Below are 816 nucleotides of genomic sequence, written 5' to 3'. Positions count from 1 at the left end.
GGCGAGACTCTATTTGCCTCGCGAGTCGAACCACTGGTTCATCTCGCTGAACGCGCAAATCAGTCTGGTGGTGAGGGCGGTAGCAATCAGCGCGTTGTCCGGCCGAAGGTGCCGCGCACTGGCTTGTTGAACGGTTATATAGCGCGAGAGTTCCGAAGGTTCCGGGTGAGGATTCTTCGGGTGTGGCTTCCAGTGATGAAGGAACCTGCATACGGGTGCCACCGCTAGAAAGACGCGCAGTACCTCGGACATGTGGATCGTTTCCAAATCAGGAAGGGCGCTGTCGTTCCGGACGCGGTCGTGCTTGTCGCCTATGTGGGCCCCAATGAGGGTGTCGGCCGCAACGACCGCCAATGCCTGTGCCGCAGCATGCTTTTCGTTCCGCAAGACGGCGATTGCCTCGAGAACAAGCGGGATCTGATCGCGGACCGATTCGTGGAGTCCGTTACCGAGTGCAGCCTCGCAGTCCTCGAGGACGTCCGCCTGGTTGTCCAACAGGGCCTGCACATGCTCATTTCGATCGGCCGCCGCAACGAGTTGGGAGACGACGCTGGCGTTGGGGACACAGACCAGTGGGATCCCCTCGCCTTCGATGTCGGTGGTGGAAGCCGACTTCGCGCTGTGGCGGTCGCCGAACCTGGTGTCTACTCCCTGCGGGCACATCGAATGTGGGGACTGCTCAACGCTGTGGTGGAGCGCCTGGACCTGCCCGAGGCGCGACAGTTCGGGGCAGCCTCGGCGATCGGCCGATTCGAAACGATACAAGGTCGTTAAACGGACAGTCCCGTGCTTCGCGTTGCCTGGTGCATCAGGTGG

At 61.5% G+C, this 816-nt stretch carries 1 protein-coding gene; it reads right to left on the bottom strand.

Features of this window, described 5'->3' with window-relative positions:
• Positions 1-9: 9 nt before the first annotated feature.
• Positions 10-816: hypothetical protein (locus NM2_RS46985; protein WP_218026148.1), on the bottom strand; the 807-nt coding region annotated here is incomplete at its 5' end.

This window comes from Nocardia miyunensis NBRC 108239 (genome assembly GCF_001613065.1).
GTDB lineage: Bacteria > Actinomycetota > Actinomycetes > Mycobacteriales > Mycobacteriaceae > Nocardia > Nocardia miyunensis.
Note: the sequence above shows the minus strand (reverse complement) of the source record. Positions and strands in the feature narration are given on the sequence as shown.